This window comes from Pseudogemmobacter bohemicus, assembly GCF_003290025.1.
Lineage (GTDB): Bacteria > Pseudomonadota > Alphaproteobacteria > Rhodobacterales > Rhodobacteraceae > Pseudogemmobacter > Pseudogemmobacter bohemicus.
In genome coordinates this window covers 75,368-90,611 of sequence record NZ_QNHG01000001.1, presented here as the reverse complement: position 1 = coordinate 90,611, position 15,244 = coordinate 75,368, and the positions used below count along the sequence as shown (strand labels likewise).

At 64.2% G+C, this 15,244-nt stretch carries 15 protein-coding genes and 1 tRNA gene; 7 read left to right on the top strand and 9 right to left on the bottom strand.

From position 1 onward, the window contains the following. Window positions 1-27 precede the first annotated feature (27 nt). From DRF71_RS00395 to DRF71_RS00380, 4 genes are read right to left on the bottom strand one after another with little or no spacing between them, the layout of a single operon-like run. Entirely contained in the window at window positions 28-2,163 is a 2,136-nt protein-coding gene (locus tag DRF71_RS00395; protein WP_112308673.1) for a hypothetical protein, read from the bottom strand. Next, complete coding sequence (locus DRF71_RS00390; RefSeq protein ID WP_112308672.1) at window positions 2,160-4,988, bottom strand: DUF4159 domain-containing protein; 2,829 nt, start codon at window positions 4,986-4,988, stop codon at window positions 2,160-2,162. The genes DRF71_RS00395 and DRF71_RS00390 overlap by 4 nt, the downstream gene beginning before the upstream one ends. Next, a complete protein-coding gene (locus DRF71_RS00385) occupies window positions 4,988-5,854 on the bottom strand; it encodes a DUF58 domain-containing protein (protein ID WP_232831229.1) in 867 nt (288 codons plus the stop codon). Before DRF71_RS00385 ends, DRF71_RS00390 begins: the two co-directional genes overlap by 1 nt. After that, window positions 5,851-6,867, bottom strand: a complete 1,017-nt coding sequence (locus DRF71_RS00380; protein ID WP_112308671.1) for an AAA family ATPase — start codon at window positions 6,865-6,867, stop codon at window positions 5,851-5,853. The genes DRF71_RS00385 and DRF71_RS00380 overlap by 4 nt, the downstream gene beginning before the upstream one ends. A gap of 335 nt (window positions 6,868-7,202) precedes the next feature. Here DRF71_RS00380 and DRF71_RS00375 point away from each other — a divergent pair, with 335 nt between their 5' ends. After that, window positions 7,203-7,817, top strand: a complete 615-nt coding sequence (locus tag DRF71_RS00375; RefSeq protein ID WP_112308670.1) for a DUF1285 domain-containing protein — start codon at window positions 7,203-7,205, stop codon at window positions 7,815-7,817. Window positions 7,818-7,826: 9 nt separating this feature from the next. Further along, complete coding sequence (locus DRF71_RS00370) at window positions 7,827-8,600, top strand: hydroxypyruvate isomerase family protein (RefSeq protein ID WP_112308669.1); 774 nt, start codon at window positions 7,827-7,829, stop codon at window positions 8,598-8,600. Window positions 8,601-8,676: 76 nt separating this feature from the next. Here DRF71_RS00370 and irrA read toward each other — a convergent pair whose 3' ends face one another. Then, window positions 8,677-9,105 (bottom strand): iron response transcriptional regulator IrrA, encoded by a 429-nt coding sequence (gene irrA / locus DRF71_RS00365; RefSeq protein WP_198672031.1) that lies wholly within the window; start codon window positions 9,103-9,105, stop codon window positions 8,677-8,679. A 272-nt stretch (window positions 9,106-9,377) separates the two neighbouring features. On the opposite strand from irrA, the gene fabA reads away from it, so the two are divergent. Genes fabA through DRF71_RS00350 form a run of 3 tightly spaced genes read left to right on the top strand, consistent with a single transcriptional unit; the run spans window position 9,378 to window position 11,953 of the window. After that, the gene (gene fabA / locus DRF71_RS00360) at window positions 9,378-9,887 is read left to right on the top strand and encodes a bifunctional 3-hydroxydecanoyl-ACP dehydratase/trans-2-decenoyl-ACP isomerase (protein WP_112308667.1); all 510 of its coding nucleotides are present in this window, start codon (window positions 9,378-9,380) and stop codon (window positions 9,885-9,887) included. Between the two features lie 24 nt (window positions 9,888-9,911). After that, window positions 9,912-11,141, top strand: coding sequence for a beta-ketoacyl-ACP synthase I (gene fabB, locus DRF71_RS00355; RefSeq protein ID WP_112308666.1), 1,230 nt, complete (start codon window positions 9,912-9,914; stop codon window positions 11,139-11,141). A gap of 23 nt (window positions 11,142-11,164) precedes the next feature. Continuing rightward, a complete protein-coding gene (locus tag DRF71_RS00350; protein ID WP_112308665.1) occupies window positions 11,165-11,953 on the top strand; it encodes an enoyl-ACP reductase FabI in 789 nt (262 codons plus the stop codon). 27 nt (window positions 11,954-11,980) lie between these two features. Here DRF71_RS00350 and DRF71_RS00345 read toward each other — a convergent pair whose 3' ends face one another. Further along, window positions 11,981-12,574, bottom strand: coding sequence for a CmcI family methyltransferase (locus DRF71_RS00345; protein ID WP_112308664.1), 594 nt, complete (start codon window positions 12,572-12,574; stop codon window positions 11,981-11,983). 457 nt (window positions 12,575-13,031) lie between these two features. On the opposite strand from DRF71_RS00345, the gene DRF71_RS00340 reads away from it, so the two are divergent. After that, window positions 13,032-13,241, top strand: coding sequence for a hypothetical protein (locus DRF71_RS00340; RefSeq protein ID WP_112308663.1), 210 nt, complete (start codon window positions 13,032-13,034; stop codon window positions 13,239-13,241). Here DRF71_RS00340 and DRF71_RS00335 read toward each other — a convergent pair. From DRF71_RS00335 to DRF71_RS00330, 3 genes are all read right to left on the bottom strand, one after another. Further along, complete coding sequence (locus DRF71_RS00335) at window positions 13,223-14,152, bottom strand: tyrosine-type recombinase/integrase (RefSeq protein ID WP_232831227.1); 930 nt, start codon at window positions 14,150-14,152, stop codon at window positions 13,223-13,225. The two genes, DRF71_RS00340 and DRF71_RS00335, sit on opposite strands and share 19 nt — an antisense overlap. A gap of 32 nt (window positions 14,153-14,184) precedes the next feature. Beyond that, window positions 14,185-14,493 (bottom strand): DUF6538 domain-containing protein, encoded by a 309-nt coding sequence (locus tag DRF71_RS29180; RefSeq protein ID WP_332872048.1) that lies wholly within the window; start codon window positions 14,491-14,493, stop codon window positions 14,185-14,187. 168 nt (window positions 14,494-14,661) lie between these two features. After that, a tRNA-Gly gene (locus DRF71_RS00330) sits at window positions 14,662-14,735 on the bottom strand. A gap of 167 nt (window positions 14,736-14,902) precedes the next feature. On the opposite strand from DRF71_RS00330, the gene DRF71_RS00325 reads away from it, so the two are divergent. Continuing rightward, window positions 14,903-15,241: a DUF952 domain-containing protein gene (locus DRF71_RS00325; protein WP_112308662.1), complete on the top strand. Its 339-nt coding sequence runs from the start codon at window positions 14,903-14,905 to the stop codon at window positions 15,239-15,241. The last annotated feature ends 3 nt before the right edge of the window (window positions 15,242-15,244 follow it).

The following is a 15,244-nucleotide window of genomic DNA, read 5'->3' as shown; positions in this document are numbered from 1 at the left end:
GCAGGGGCGCCCCCTTCAAAACCCCGTTCAGCGTTTCGCGCCACGCCGCCCCTCGATCAGCCAGGCAGCGATGGTCAGCCCCGCCGCCAGCAGCAGCCAGGCCCAGCCCGGCAGCAGAGTGGCCAGCCGCACCTCGGTCGTGACCCAGGCCTCGCGGGGCGTGATGCCGATCCAGCCGCGACCGGTCACCGGCCGCCCTTCGGCCACCTGGCGCAGATCGGGCAGGCCCGGCTCCAGCCGGGTGACCGAGGCATAGGGCTGTGCGCCTTCGCTCTGCGGTGCCGCAACCGCCTCGCCCGAGGCAATCGTCTCGACAAATTCACGCGGGCTGGCCGGGCCAACGCCGATCATCCGCGTCAGATCGCCCTGTTCCAGACGGTAAAGCCCGGATTCCGGCGCCTGCCAGACCACCTGGAACTTGCCCGGCGCCACCTGGACCATATCCAGCATCACGCGGGCCGCCTCCCCGGCAGCGCCCCCGGTCGCATCGCCGCTGACCGGCCCGGTCACCACCAGCGGCCCCGGCGGATCTTCCGAGATCGTGCGCCGCGTGATGGTCAGCTCATCGCCTTTGGCGGTGGCGGTCAGCGCCTCTTCCTCAAGATCCGGCTCTTTCAGCATCCAATGCGCCAACCGGCGCAAAAGCTCCAGCTGCGGCCCGCCGCCCTCATAGCCGCGCCCCCAAAGCCAGGCCTGATCCGAAGTAAGGACCGCGATCCGCCCCTCACCAACCCGGTCCAGCACCAGCAAAGGCGCGCCATCCGGCCCCTCCATCACGGTCTGGCCCGAGAGCTTCTCGACCTCCATCACCCGGAACCAACGGCCCCAGCCCGGCTCGCCATTCTCGCCCTGCGGGGCATAACGCTCCAGCCCCTCGGTCACCGGATGGCGCTGGCCCAGCTCGGTGATCTTCGGGCGGAACCCACCCTCGATCACCTGCGCGGTCGGCGCCACCGGCAGTACCTCGGCCAGAGGCGAGCGGTAAAGACTGTCCACCGCCCCGAATTCCGGCCCCGATGCCACCAGCACCGTGCCACCCTCGCGGATATAGCGCACCACATTGTCGATATAGGACATCGGGAGGATCCCCCGCATCCGGTAGCGGTCAAAGATGATCAGGTCGAACTGGTCAATCTTTTCGACAAACAGCTCGCGCGTCGGGAAGGCGATCAGCGACAGCTCGTCCACCGGCGCCCCGTCCTGCTTTTCCGGCGGGCGCAGAATGGTGAAATGCACCAGATCCACCGAAGCATCCGATTTCAGCAGATTGCGCCAGACGCGTTCGCCGGCATGGGGCTCGCCCGAGACCAGCAGCACCCTGAGCCGGTCGCGCACCCCGTTGATCTGCACCACGGCGGCATTGTTGCGCTCGGTCAGCTCGCCCGGGGTGGGCGCGATGGCGAATTGCAGCACATTCAGCCCGCCATGCGGCAGCACCACCGGCAATTCCAGATCCTCGCCCACCGGCACCGTATAGGTCATCGGCTGTTCGGCATCGACCGCGATGGTCAGTTCGGCGAATTGCGGCAGATCGCCGGGCACCCTGCCCTGATCCTCGATCCGCAGGTTCAGCTTGAACTCTTCGCCGATGATGGCGAAGGCCGGCACGTTTTTCACCACGAGGCGGCGATCCCAGTCAGCCTCCTCGCCGGTCAGCAGCAGATGGAACGGCGCCGGCAGATCGGGGCGCATCTCAAGATCATGCACCCGCCCGTCCGAGACGAGGATCACCGCCGCCACCCGGGCGCGGGGCTCTTCGGCCAGCGCCTCGGACATCGCGGTCATCGCCAGCGTGCCGGTATTCTCGACCCCGTCGCCGATGCGTTTGACCCTCAGTTCGGTATTCCCGATCGCGGCGACCTGGGCCTCGATCCGGGCCACCGCGCGCCGGGTCTGATCGGAGCGCGCGCCAAGGCTCTGGCTGGCGGACTCGTCCACCAGCAGGATCACGATATCGGACAGGTTCTGCCGGTCCTCGCTTTGCAGCCCCGGCCCGGCCAAAGCCGCCAGCAGCGCGGCAAGGCCAAGCCCGCGCAAGGCCCAGCCCGGCAGCCCCCGCCACAAGGCCAGCGCCAGCATGATCAGCGTCACACCCGCAAGCGCCCAGAGCACCGGCCATGGCACCAGCGGATCGAAAACCAGATGCGCCGTCACGCCCGTCATTGACCCAGCCTTTCAAGAAGCGCAGGCACATGGACCTGGTCGGATTTGTAATTGCCGGTCAGCACATGCATGATCAGATTGATGCCAAAGCGCCAGGCCAGCTCGCGCTGCTGCTCGCCGGCGGCACCGCGCCCGACCGGCAAAAGCGGCACGCCGTTTTCATCGGTGGCCCAGGCCGCTGCCCAGTCATTGCCGCCGATCACCACCGGCGTCACCCCGTCATTGAGGTTGCGAAACGGCACGCCCTCGTCCTGGGCGGCGTCACCAGGTGCGGCCTCGACCCAGATCGTGCCCTCGGCCCAGCGGCCGGGAAAAGACTGCAAGAGATAGAAGGTGCGGGTCAGGACGTGATCCTCGGGCACCGGCTCCAGCGCCGGGATGTCGAGGCCGGCGGCGATCCGTTGCAGCGCCTGGCCTTCCGGAGTGCCGCCCCCAAAACTCGCCACATTGGCGTCGCGGGTGTCGAACAGAATCATGCCGCCCGTGCGCAGGAACTGGTTCAGCTTCGCATAGGCCGCATCCGACGGTGTCGGCGCATCGGCGGTCACCGGCCAGTAGAGGAAGGGGAAAAACGCGATCTCATCGGCCTCCAGGTCGATGCCGGTCGGGTATTCCGGCTCGATCGAGGTGCGCTCCCACAACCGGTCCCCAAGACCCGCAAGGCCAAGCTCGGAGGTCTCGTCGATATCGGCATCGCCGGTCTTCACATAGGCGAGCGAGACGCCATTGGTGGCGCGGATCGCGAAATCGTCGCCGGGTTGCGGCGCGTCCGGGTCAGCGCCCGGCAGCTGCGGCGGTGCGGGGATATCGGTCGTTTCCTGCGCGCGGGCGTCGGGCGCCGCCAGCCCGGCAAGCGCCGCCACTGCCAGCATCGCCATCCCGCGACGAAAGCCCGAAAGGCGCCCGGCCAGCCAGAGCGAGGCGAGGATATCAACCAGCAATGCGGCCAACGCCGCCGTCAGGAACCCGCCTTTCAGCGATTGCTCGGGCTCGGCGGCAAGCCCTGAAACCTGGGCCGATGCAGGCCATTCGGCAAGCGTCAATGTGGTCTCGGGCGCCACCACATTCAGCGCCACCCGGCGGTCGGCCCCGGCATAAAGCCCCGGAGGATTGGCGGGGCCGGGGCCGCTTTCCATCGCAACCGCAAGCTCTTCGCCCGGAACGCCGGCCACCTCGCCCGCGTCGCGCTCTTCGCCCCAGGCATTCAGCGTGACCTCGGGCACCCAGATCTGCCCCGCAAGTTCCCGCATACCGGGCAAGGCGGGACGGGTCGAGATCGCGAGCCGCTCCAGCATCTGCACGAAAAGGCCCGAAAGCGGCAAGGTCGACCATTCCGCATTGGCGGTGACATGGACCAGCACGACCTGGCCCTCACCCATGAATTTTCGCGTCACCAGCGGCGTGCCATCATCCAGCGCGGCGATGGTGCGTTCCGCCAGATCGGGATCGGGCTGGGCCAGCACCTGTTCGGCCACCTGGACATCTCCCGGCAAAGGCAGACCAAAGAACGGGCTGCCTTCCGGGAAAGGCGCCAGCGCCTTGGCATCGCCCCAGCTCATCGCCCCGCCCAGCGACCGACCGCCTTCGCGCAGCCGCACCGGCATCAGCGGGTCTTCCTCGAACCGGCTGACATCCGAGGCGGCAAGGCGCGGCCCGGCAAAGCGCAAAAGCAGCCCGCCCTTTTCCACCCATTCGACCAGCGCCGCCTCTTCGCCCGAGGTCAGCCGCGCCACATCTGCGAGGATCACCGCATCCGGATTGGCCGGCAGCGCGGTCGAGACAGGCGCCTCGATCAGATCGGCAACCGGCGCCAGCGCCTGGCGCAGGTAATGCAGTGGCGACAGCAGTTGCAGCCCCTCGGCCTGCGGGCCGGCGGTGATCAGCGCCACCTTGCGCCGCTTCAGACTGTCATCGGTCAGCGTCACTGCCCCGGCCGAACGCAGTCCGGCAATCTCGAACCGGGTCACCCGGTTGCGCAGCTCTGGCGGCAGATCCAGCTTAACCTCGGCCCGGGTCTGGCCCGTTTCAAAACGGATCGTGGCCCGCGCCAGTTCGCGTTCAATCCCCGAAGGGTCCGGGCCGCGGCCGGTTACCTCGATATCGGTCGCCGCCCCAGCCCCGGGGCGCGAGGCCGAGAGCAGCACCGCCCCCTCGGCAAAGCCCGGCGGATGCAGGGCGAATACCGGCCCGTCGCCGGTCAGCACGGTCAGCTGACCCTTATCCGCGAACAAATCGGCCAGCATGGCGCGCCCCTCATGGTCCAGCCCGTCGGAAATCCAGAGCGTATCGAAATTCTCGGAGGGGAAGAATTCGGTCCAGGCGCTGGCATCCTGCGGCAGCCAGGGCGCGGGCTCCAGCACAGAGAGCCGCCCCCTCCAGTCATCAGCGGCGCGGAAGGTGATCTCCTGCGGGGTGTCGGTCAGCCGGATCACCGCCACCCGGCGCCCGGCGCGACCGGCATCATCCAGCACCATCGTCGCGCGCTCGATCCGGCGGGCCCAGTCGCGGGCATCGGCCCAGCCGCCATCCAGCACCAAAAGCAGCGGCGCATTGCCGCCCGGCTTTTGCTCGGGGTTCAGCACCGGCCCGGCAAAGCCGATGATCGCCGCCGCCACGGCCAGCATCCTGAGAGCCAGCAGCCACCAGGGCGTGCGGTCGGTCTCGGCATCCTCATCCCTGAGGCCCAGAAGCAGCGCAACGCCGGGAAAACGGCGGCGGATCGGCGCCGGCGGTACTGCGCGCAGCAGGAACCACAGCACCGGCAATGCGATGAGCCCCCAGAGAATCCAGGGCGTCAGAAACCCGACCGGGCCAATCATAAACATCAGCGCCCGCCCTCCAGCGCGCGATAGAGCCACAAAAGCGCGGATTGCGCCGTGGCTCCGGTATGGTGAGTGGAAAACTGCCAGCCAACCGCGCGGGCCAGCTGGCTGAGACGGTCTTTGCGTTCCGCAAGCCGCGCCAGATAGCGGGCGCGCAGCTCGCCGGCCTGCTGTGTCTCATGCCGCATGGCGCCCGACATCGATTCAAAGATCACCCGGCCATCAAAGGGGAATTCCTCTTCCGCCGGGTCAAGCACCTGCAATAACGCGCCTTTGACGCCACGATCCGCCGCGCGCGCCAGGGCAGCCTCGACCGGTTCAATCGGCCCGAGGAAATCCGAGACGAACACCGCGCGACCATGGCCGACCATGCCGGCGGTCTCGGGCGTGCCGTAATCGCCCGCCTCGGGCTCTCCGGCCAGCCGCGCGGCCAGCCGCACGATCTGGTTGCGTCCCGAGCGCGGTTGTGCGAGGCCCGCAAGCCCGACCCGCTCGCCGCCCCTGAGCAGCAAAACCGCCAGCGCGAGGGCCAGGAGGCGCGCGCGTTCCCCCTTGGCCGGACGGTCCTTGCCGCCGGTGAAACCCATGCTTTTGGCCGGATCGACCCAGAGCGTCACCGATTGCGCCGCCTGCCATTCGCGTTCGCGGATGAAATGCCCGTCCGAGCGCGCCGAACGCCGCCAGTCGATGGCCCGCGCCGGATCGCCGGGATGGGCGGCGCGATATTGCCAGAACTCATCACCCGGGCCCGACCGTCTGCGACCATGTTCGCCCAGCATCAACGTGGCCGCGAGCATCTCGGCCTCGGCCAGCAAAGGCGGCAGCGACTGGCCAAGCGCCTCGGCCCGGTTCTGGAGGTTAAGGCTCACGCAGCCGCCTCAAGCCCGAGGATGCGGGTGGTGGTGCGCGAAATCACCGCCGGCAGCGTCTCGCCCCGCGCACGGGCGGCGAAGGACAGCGCCATCCGATGCGTCAGCGTGGCCTGGGCCAAAGCCGCGACATCCTCGATGGACGGTGCAAGCCGCCCCTGCAGCAGCGCCCGGGCACGAACGGTCAGCATCAGCGCCTGCGCCGCACGCGGCCCCGGCCCCCATGCCAGGCTGTCTTTCAGATCGCGGCCCTCGGGCTCGCCCGGGCGGCAGGCGCGCACAAGATCGAGAATCGCCTCGACCACCTTGTCGCCCACCGGCATGCGGCGAATGACCGACTGCGCCTGGATCAGCTGAGCGGTATCAAAGACCTGGGTGGCATCGGCCTCGCTCGCGCCGGTGGTGGCAAGCAGGATCTCGCGCTCGACCACGCGGGTCGGGTAATCGACATCGACCTGAACGAGGAAACGGTCCAGCTGCGCCTCGGGCAACGGATAGGTCCCCTCCTGCTCGATCGGGTTCTGGGTCGCCAGCACATGGAAGGGGCGACCAAGCGCCCGATGCTGGCCGGCAATGGTGACCTCTTTCTCCTGCATCGCCTGCAGGAGTGCCGATTGCGTCCGGGGCGAGGCGCGGTTGATCTCATCCGCCAGCAAAAGCTGGCAGAAAACCGGCCCTTCAAGGAAACGGAAAGCGCGGCTGCCATCCGCCGCCGTCTCGAGCACTTCCGAGCCGAGGATATCGGCGGGCATCAGATCGGGGGTGAACTGGATGCGGTTCGCGTTCAGCCCCATCACGGTGCCCAGCGTATCAACCAGCCGCGTCTTCCCCAGCCCCGGCAGCCCGACAAGCAGCGCATGGCCGCCGCATAGCAGGGCTGAGAGCACCAGCTCCACCACCTTTTCCTGACCGATGAACCGGCGCTCGATCGAGGCACGCGCCTCGCCGAGCTTTGCCCCAAGCGACTCGATCTCGGTCACCAGCGCGACATCTCCTGCGGGGGCTGCGGTCATTCAGGGGCTCCATCCATTGGGCACATACAGGTCAGCGGCCACATTAGAACGAAATCGCCACCGGACCACAAATGCCAAAAGGCGACTTGACACAAATGATCGTGACAGAGGCGCGAGGTTCCGCCTGTGATATGTGGAAAGAGGGGGCCCTGCCCCCTCGCGGCTTTGCCGCTCACCCCCGGGATATTTCAGGACAGATGAAAAGAAAAAGACCGCCTGATTTCATCTGTCTCTAAATATCCCCGCCGGAGGCTTCCGAAACCGGCCAGAAGCGGGCGGCCCTTGTGATCGCGGGGCGAAGACCCGACATTAAGGGGGGAAACCCGGTGAGGACCATGCAGGACCAGAATCACAAAAGCGCCCCCCAAAGCCCCTCGGCCGACGGCCTGGCGGCAGCTGCGGCCGTCGCCTCGAAAAAAGGCGGGCTGCCGCCGGTCCATCTGTGGAACCCGCCTTTTTGCGGCGATCTCGACATGCGGATCGCGCGGGACGGCACCTGGTTCTATCTTGGAACACCCATCGGGCGCGAGGCGCTGGTGCGGCTTTTCTCGTCGATTCTGAAACGCGAAGAGGGCAAATACTTCCTTGTCACCCCGGTGGAAAAGGTCGGTATCCTCGTCGAGGATGCACCGCTTTTCGCGGTCGATATCGAGGCAGAGGGTCAGGGGCGCGACCAGGTGCTGCGTTTCACCACGAAAACCGGCGATAATGCGATTGCCTCGGCGGCTCATCCGCTGCGCATCGCAAGGGATGGGGTAACAGGCGAGCCCTCCCCCTATATCCTGATCCGCGGTAAAGAGGATGCCGCGCTCTGGGCCAGAATAGACCGTAAAAGCTTTCTTCGGATGGTGGATTTCGGTTGCCATGAACCACATGACGGGGATAGCTGGTTTGGCCTCTGGTCTTCGGGGCTGTTCTTTCCCGTCATAAGATCCTCAGAACTGGCCTGATCCCCCTATATGTCCCGCTTTGCTGCCAATCTGACGCTGCTCTTCACCGAGGTTCCCATGCTGGACCGCCCTGACTGGGCGCGGCGCACCGGGTTTGACGGGGTCGAGGTGCTGTTCCCTTATGATCACCCGGTCGCCGACTGGGAACGTGCGCTTGGGGATATGCCGCTGGTGCTGATCAACACGCCGCCCGGCGACTGGACCTCGGGGGATCGCGGTTTCGCGGCCCGCCCGGGTGACGAGCAGACCTTCCGAGACGGCTTTCTGCACGCAGCCGATTATGCGACGCGACTGCGTGTTCCTTCGGTGCATGTGATGGCCGGTGTGGCGCGCGGTCCGCAGGCCGAAGCGGTGTTCACCGCCAATCTCGCCTGGGCCTCGGAACAGGCGCCCGATCTGACCCTGGTGATCGAGCCGCTGAACCCCGACGATATGCCGGGCTATTTCCTTAATGATTACGACCAGGCGGCGCGGATCATCGACGATCTCGGCAATCCGAAGATCGGGCTGCAATTCGACATCTGGCATGCGGCGCGGTTGCATGGTGATGCGGCCAGCGTCTGGGCCGATCACCGCGCGCGCATTCGCCATGTGCAGATCGCCGGCTTCCCGGCCAGGAACGAGCCCGGCGGCGGTGGCTTTTCGCTGCCCGATCTTTGCGATGAGGTGGCGCAGCTGGAGAATGTCTGGATCGGGGCGGAATACCGCCCGGCGCGCGGCACGGCACAGGGGCTGTTCTGGCTGAATGCGCTGAAATCCAGAGGCACACTGATCGGCGGCTGAGCCGGGATCACCCGCCCCCGCCAAAATGCTCATGCTGCCAAAATCTCAGCCGGCCAGCACACTCAGCCGAAAAGGCTCAGCGGCGGCGCAGGCGGATCACCACATCGACGCGGCTGACCTCGGTGCCGGCGGGCGGCTCGGGGATGCGGGCGAGTTCCAGCTCTTCCTTCGGAGCATCGGTCAGAACCGCACTGTCTTCCCAGTAGAAATGCGGGTGATCGTCGATCCTGGTGTCGAAATAGCTGCGAGCGCCGTCGACCACGATCTCATTCATCAGACCGGCATCGCAAAAGGCGCGCAGCGTGTTGTAGACGGTGGCAAGGCTGACTTTTTCCTGCGCGCAGCCGGCCATCTCGAACAGGCTTTCGGCGGTGACATGGCGGTCCTCGCCGTCACCGACCAGCAGGCTGGCCAGCGCGAGCCGCTGCCGCGTCGGGCGAAGCCCCCCGCGTTGCAGCCAGTCTGATGCTCTTTCCTGAGCCCGGTCTTCTGTGGTCTGCACCATATCCATCCTGCTCCTGCCCGGCTGTGTCACAGCGTCACGCCTCCCTCCCGGAGACGCCACCCCTGTGAAATGCAGGAGAGGCACCGGAAATGCGCGACACCGCCTCATGTCATACGGGCGTTGCTGACGCGAATATAAGGTGTTGCGGCCCAGGGATTCAATTGAAAACCGCCAAAATGCCGCAGCCCCCCTCGCATGCGCTGCACCCTTGCCCTATGTTTGTCGCCTCTGTTAGAGGAAAGTTGTGAAACTAAAGACAGAACGGGGAGATTATGGGGCGTTATCCGAATAAATTCGACCGGGATGACCTGCTCGCCTGTGCAAGAGGCGAATTGTTTGGCCCCGGCAACGCCCAGCTGCCCGAGCCGCCTATGCTGATGATGGACCGCATCACCGGGATTTCGGAAGATGGCGGCGAATATGGCAAGGGCCATGTGGTGGCCGAATTCGATATCAACCCGGACCTTTGGTTCTTTGCCTGCCACTTCCCCGGCAATCCGATCATGCCGGGCTGTCTTGGCCTTGACGGGCTGTGGCAGCTGACCGGCTTCAACCTCGGCTGGCGCGGCTGGGAGGGACGCGGCTACGCGCTTGGCGTGGGCGAGGTCAAACTCACCGGCATGGTGCGCCCCGAACGCAAAATGCTCCGCTATTTCGTAGATTTCACCAAGGCGGTGCAGACCCGCCGCCTGACCATGGGTGTGGCGGATGGTCGTGTCGAGGCGGATGGCGAGACCATCTACCTGGTGAAAGACATGAAGGTGGCCCTCTCGGCCTCCTGACTTCAAGGTAAGGACAAAAACCGTATGCGTCGCGTCGTCATCACCGGCCTCGGCATCGTCTCCCCCATCGGCAATGATGTGGCCGAGGTCGAAGCCAGCCTGCGCGCCGGAAAATCCGGCATCGTTTTCGCCCCCGACTATGCCGAGCGCGGCTTCCGCTCGCGGGTGCATGGTCAGCCGAATATCGTGTTAGAAGACCATATCGACAAGCGCGACCTGCGCTTTATGGGCGATGGCGCGGCCTATAATTACATCGCGATGGCCCAGGCGATCAAAGATTCCGGGCTTGAGGAAAGGGATATCTCGAATGAGCGGACGGGGATCATCGTCGGCTCCGGCGGCCCCTCGACCAAGTCGTTTTTCAAGGCCCATAACATCGTTGCGGAAACCGGCTCGCCCAAGCGGATCGGGCCCTTCGGCGTGACCAAGGGCATGTCGTCCACGACCTCGGCCTGCCTTGCGACGCCCTTTAAAATCAAGGGCGTGAACTATTCGATCACCTCGGCCTGCTCGACATCGGCGCATTGCATCGGCAATGGGGCAGAGCTGATCCAGATGGGCAAGCAGGATATCGTCTTTGCCGGCGGCGGCGAGGAACTGGACTGGACGCTGTCCTGCCTGTTTGACGCGATGGGCGCGATGTCGTCGAAATACAATGACACGCCCGAGCGCGCCTCGCGCACCTATGATGCCAATCGCGACGGGTTCGTGATCGCGGGCGGCGGTGGTCTTGTCGTGCTGGAAGAGCTGAACCATGCTTTGGCGCGTGGGGCTAAGATCTACGGCGAAGTCACCGGCTACGGCGCGACCTCGGATGGCTATGACATGGTGGCCCCCTCGGGCGAAGGCGGCGAGCGGTCGATGAAACTGGCGCTTTCCACCCTGCCCCAGGGCCGCCGGATCGACTATCTGAACAGCCACGGCACCTCGACCGGCGTGGGCGACATCACCGAGATGAAGGCGATCCGCCGCGTCTTTGGCGAGGGCAAGACCCCGCCGGTTGCCTCGACCAAATCGCTGACCGGCCATTCGCTTGGCGCGACCGGCGTGCATGAGGCAATCTATTCGCTGATTATGATGAACAAGGGCTTCATCGCGGCCTCGGCCAATGTGGAAACCCCCGATCCCGAATTGCTGCCCGGAGAAATCGTCACCAGCCTTCGTGAGAATGTCGAAATCGACGGTGTGTTGTCGAACAGTTTCGGGTTCGGCGGCACCAATGCCACATTGGTTATGAGTAAATATCTCGGGTAAGAATAAAGCGGGGGAGCCGGGACATGGCCGGACTGATGCAGGGTAAACGCGGCCTCGTCATGGGGGTTGCGAATGACCGGTCCATCGCCTGGGGCATCGCCTCGGCGCTGGCCTCTGAGGGGGCGGAACTGGCCTTTTCCTATCAGGGCGAGGCTTTCGGCAAGCGGCTGCAGCCGCTGGCGGCCTCGGTCGGATCAGACATTCTGGTCGATGTCGATGTGACCGATGAGACCTCGCTGGACACCTGTTTCGCCACGCTGAAAGAGCAGTGGGGCAGCCTGGATTTCGTGATCCATGCCATCGCCTATTCCGACAAGAATGAGCTGACCGGCCGTTTCACGAATACCAGCCGCGCGAATTTCCTCAATTCGATGAATATCTCGTGCTTCAGCTTTATCGACGTGGCGCGGCGCGCCGCCGAGCTGATGCCCGAGGGCGGCAGCCTGATCACCCTGACCTTCCAGGGCTCGACCAGGATCGCGCCGAATTACAATGTGATGGGGGTGGCGAAGGCCGCGCTCGAATCGGCGACGCGCTATCTGGCGAATGACCTCGGGCCCCAGGGTGTACGGGTCAATGCGATCTCGCCCGGACCGATGAAGACGCTGGCAGGATCGGCGATCGGCGGGGCGCGGGCGACCTTCCGCCACACCGAAGAAAACGCGCCGCTGCGGGCCAATGCCACGCTGGAAACCATTGGCGGCACCGCTGTCTGGCTCTGTTCCGACTATGGCAGCGCCACCACCGGCGAGACGATCCATGTCGATGGCGGCTTCCATATCCTTGGCTTCCCGCAATCGGAAAACCTCTGATCCTGCGCGGCATCGGTCGCGCCTGGATCACAGCCGGCGCAGATAGCGTTCCGGATTCAAGGTCACATTGCGCCCGAATATATCACAGCACGCGTGGTAGATCTGGCAGCGCGGCCCTGCCTCGCGGGCGGTATCCCCGGCAAGAAACACACGCAGCACCTCCAGCGGGCCGCCCTGGTATTCCTCTTCCCAGCCCAACTGATTGAGGATGTCATCCTCGATGATCACATAATCGCCAGGGTCGGTGATCAGGTCTATGAACTGCAACACCGCCAGCACATGCCGGCCGAGAGGGGAGGCATCGTCGATCATCAGCAGCCGTTTCGGCAAGGCCTGCAGATCCTCCGGACCAAGGCTGGCGGCGGGATTGGCCACCTCACAGAATCCGAAGGTGCGTCCCGGATCCGCAAGATCGGTCACAGGATTGATGTCCAGCGACCAGACATGAGCGTTGGCCACCCCGAAGGTGGTCAGCTGATCTGCAAGCCAGAGCGCGCTGGCGCCCCGGTTCGAGCCAAATTCGATGACGGTTTTCGGGCGGATCTCCCACAGGATATCGGCATAGATCGCCGTATCCATCGGGCATTTCCACATCGGCCGGCCGCGATAGGAATAGGACATGATGCCTTTCTGGAAATCGGCTGCCCCCCTTGCTCAGGCCCATAGCGCCGAAGCCGCCCATTCCGGTGGATCTGCCGGCTTCCGCCGCGTCTCCCGTTGCGGCTGCGCTCCCTGTCCTGTCGGTTTCCCTGAAGCTCATCGCTGAAAATCCTGTTGGTTTCCGGCCCATACCGCCACCAGGCATGGGCAGATTTGCCGAAGCGGTTTCGGATCACACCTGTCCGATCCGGCTCGCCTGATCACGACCAATAGGCTTCAGGCCATTATGTAAACCATCGGTCAGAGCGATGATCGCACAGCTCCTCAAGGGTTAGCGAAGCCCATACCAGAAACACTACGCCACGCCGTTCCTCGGGCGGCAGATCTGCGGGCACCAATCACCGCGGGCCGTCTTCCCCTACCTTGCGCTGGTCCGGACGAACTGCGCCCATTTGATGGTGAGGGAGGCTGCGGCCTGATGGGCAAGCCCTTCATGTATCAGGGCCTGTGCATCGAGCGCTTACGCCGCGCGCATGCCAAGGTGGCGGTCATTGCATTGGATAATCGCGAGGCGCTCGTAATCTTTGAGCGCCTCGACAGAGAGCTGCGCGCCGCCGAAGCAATGCAGATAAATGATCCTGTTGCGGCTGCGCGCCGGCTCCTTGCCACTCAGAACGCAACTGACTGAAGAATTCCAGCCGACATCTCAAGAGAGGCGCCCGCGCCATATCGTTCGCGCTTCAATTTATGCCCCATAAGATCAGCCCGGATGCGCTCATCCACGCCAGCAGCCAGCAATCGATCCTCAAAGCTGTGCCGCAGCCCGTACATGCTGTGATCATTGGACTGCATTAAGCCGTTTTCCTGCATGAATTTATTTATGGTAGCACTCAGCGAGCCATTGGCGCGATAGCGAGGGAACCCCTCAGGATGCCCCTTCATGCCTTTCAGGCTAACCCCGACCAGAGGCAGTTTTCGTCGTGAATGTGGCGTTTTGAGCTGACGCCCCTCAGGCTCGATGGAGATGTGCGGGACGTCGTGATCAAGGTGAATGTGCTGGGGCAGCAGGCCCGCAATCTCGGCCGGGCGGCACCCGGTATTAATCATCACCAGGAGGATGCCGCGCGCCTGATCGTTCATACCATTCAGCGCGCCTTGCCGCAGGATATGGTCGAGGATCCATTCATCGCTTAAAGGCAGGCGCGTGTTCTGCTCACCCTCGGAAAACGCCAGGCGCTCAACAGGCAGATCCAGCTTCAGCCGCTTCATTTCGTTTACGGTGCGCAGGATGCTGACAAGCGTGGAAATGTCCTTGTTGGCACTGTTTGCCGTCAGCCCTTCATCCCGGATCCTCTCCCACCACCACTGGCGAAAATCGAGCATATTGTCCCGATCGATCTGATCGATGGCGAGATCTCCGATGACCTCCAGGAAGTTTGCAACCGCGCGCTTGCGCTGATTGCGCCAGATCCGCATCTGGTTCGGATCTTTTCCGTGGACCCGCTCTTCAGCAAGCCCCCAGTAAATCTCCAGCGCTTTTGCAATGCTGATCTGCGGCGTCTTTGCGAGGCCAAGCATAGCGGATGCATCAACCCGCATCGATCGAGCCTCGCTTGTGTCAGGGATCGCCTCTACCCGGTCCAGAAGTTCGGCGAGCGGGCGCCTGGCAACGGAGATGCCGGCAGATAGGCAAAGCCCCTCGTCTGGGCGAGATCGCGAGCGGACTCGAAACGCGCCAGCGCGTCATATGACCGACCGGAAAGGCGGGCTTCCCACCCCTGAATGCAGTTTTCCCAGACGACCGCAGCTTTCGCCTCAGCCTCACGCAACGAATCTGTCTTGAGTGATGCCACATACCAGGGCCGCTCTTCGACTCTCTGGTAACGCACCGGCACGCGGCGCTTAATGTAATAGATTTTGCTACGCCGAATTATGCTCATGCCACCAGTGATAAAGGCAAGAATTCCAATATCAAAGCGGAAATGATGCACAGAATGAGTTACTGAAAAAGCAGATCAGACTTACCGGGATGGCACAATCAGCCAACAAAATGACACATAAGTCATTGATAAACTTGCAAATATATAGATTTTGGATCCTTGTAAATCTGGAGCGGGCGGCGGGAATCGAACCCGCGTCTCCTGCTTGGAAGGCAGGGGTCTTACCATTACACAACGCCCGCATCTGTCGCCTTTCCCTGACGGGCCTGGCTACAGTTCCCCTCAGATAGCGGGCTTCCGGCGCCGGTGCAAGCGTGGCAAGGCGGGTTCCTGCACGAAGCTGCACCTTCCCCGGCAGATCGGGCGTTTTTATTTGACGCAGCCGCCCTTCGGGTGCAGGAAGCGCGCCATGCTGATCCTCAAGATTTTCCGCCGCTCCGAATGGGATGCTTTCCGTGCCGCTGGCGAGACCGCCGGCGCGCCGGTCGATCTCGCCGATGGCTATATCCATTTCTCGACCGCCTCGCAGGCGGCAGAAACGGCGGCAAAGCATTTTACCGAGGAAAGCGATCTCGTGCTGGTCGCCTGCAATGCCGGGCGCCTCGCCCCCGACCTGAAATGGGAGGAATCGCGCGGTGGCGCGCTTTTCCCGCATCTTTACCGCAAGCTGCGGCTTGACGATGTGGTCTGGGACAAATCGCTGCCGCTGGGCGCAACCGGCCATATTTTCCCCGAAGGCCTGATCTGAGGA